1 protein-coding gene and 1 pseudogene are annotated in these 1,301 nt (G+C 61.6%); one reads left to right on the top strand and one right to left on the bottom strand.

Annotation, left to right across the window (positions count from 1 at the left end):
• A partial coding sequence (locus tag FJ980_RS35010; protein WP_181181392.1) for a hypothetical protein occupies positions 1 to 267 on the top strand: 267 nt, incomplete at its 5' end.
• Between the two features lie 147 nt (positions 268 to 414).
• On the opposite strand, the pseudogene FJ980_RS32220 reads toward FJ980_RS35010, so the two are convergent.
• Positions 415 to 1,301 (bottom strand): annotated as a pseudogene (locus FJ980_RS32220) (hypothetical protein); the annotation flags it as partial.

The following is a 1,301-nucleotide window of genomic DNA, read 5'->3' as shown; positions in this document are numbered from 1 at the left end:
TATCTGTGGGTACTTAAAGCCGTAATGCGTTTCTTTATGCGCTCTATGCTTCTGATGGATGATGCCCGCCAGCGTGAGACGATGCTCGACACCTATATTCTGCTCACAGAGAAGGGGAAGGCGGATGAGCGAGACCGACCGCTGATCCTGTGGGCGCTGTTCCGCCAAACCCCAGGACATGGTCCGGATGGGATTGAGCCACCCGACTTCACGGAAGTCATCAACGCAGGATTCAATCGGGGGAAAACGGCCGCTTTTGCTGGATGATATATTCACCGCTCGACCCTCCACGTCCCGCCATAATCAGCGAGAAAGCCGCGCATCACCGTTTCAGAAGACAGACGTTCTCGGCGCCCACCGGGGCGCCGAGCTTTCATGTTGCTTGCTGGGAAATCGACGGCCTGGCCCATTCGATCAGGCCTCCTCCATCTCATCTTCGTCCTCGTCGACGAGATCGTCGTCGTCGGGCGCTGTTGGTGGCGCCTCAGCGAGGGCCGGGATCGCGCCCGGGCCGCTGTAGGTTGGCGCGCGCAACTCCGGCGGGAGCCAGCCGGTCTTCGGCACGTTGGCGAGCGCGAAGGCGGTGAGCTCTGCTTTCTTCAGCTTCTCGGCCTTGCGCGCCTCATCCTCATTGAGGGCCTCGCGGATCGCGGTGATGACGATCGGTTTGGAGACGCCCCCGAAGTAGTCGGCCGCGTCGAAGGCCTCGCGCAGCGCGGCCGTCATGTGAGAAGCGTCAATTGCGGCTGCAAGCTCCTTTGCGCCTCTATCGAACGGCAGGTTGCCAGTGTTGTGGCACTGCATGTCGAGCGCACGACTGGCGAGCCCGGCGGCCACCTTGAACAGATCGGGATCTGACATCGCCGACAGGCGTGCGAACGCACCCGAATACGATTCCTGCTCACCGTGCGGAATGCCACCACCGATGCCGCTCATTGAGACCTTGACGGGACCGTGATGGATGCCGCCAAGAAAACCGGCAAGCAGCGCTACCAGACCGAGGAGCGGTTCCTCGGCGATAGCCTTGCTGGCCGCCTTCGTGGCTTGGATCGACAGGCGATGCGTCATCGCGTTGGAGATCGTCGCCGCCGCTTTCTCCTTCGGCGCGTCGCCCTTCGCCGCCCTCGATTTCTCGGCCGACGGCTTCACGACGCCATAGGTGATCTCTATGGTGCCGTCGTACTTCAGGCCGACAACTGCGCCGCTCTTCGCCTTGTCCGACTTGGTAGCCTTCTTCTTGTTGAAGGGCAGCTTTTGCCACGAATAGGGCCACATGCCGGGCAAATCGTCAGCGAGTGAGG

Origin of the sequence: Mesorhizobium sp. B1-1-5 (assembly GCF_006443065.1) — a bacterium.
GTDB lineage: Bacteria > Pseudomonadota > Alphaproteobacteria > Rhizobiales > Rhizobiaceae > Mesorhizobium.
This window is presented reverse-complemented; position numbering and strand designations above follow the sequence as displayed.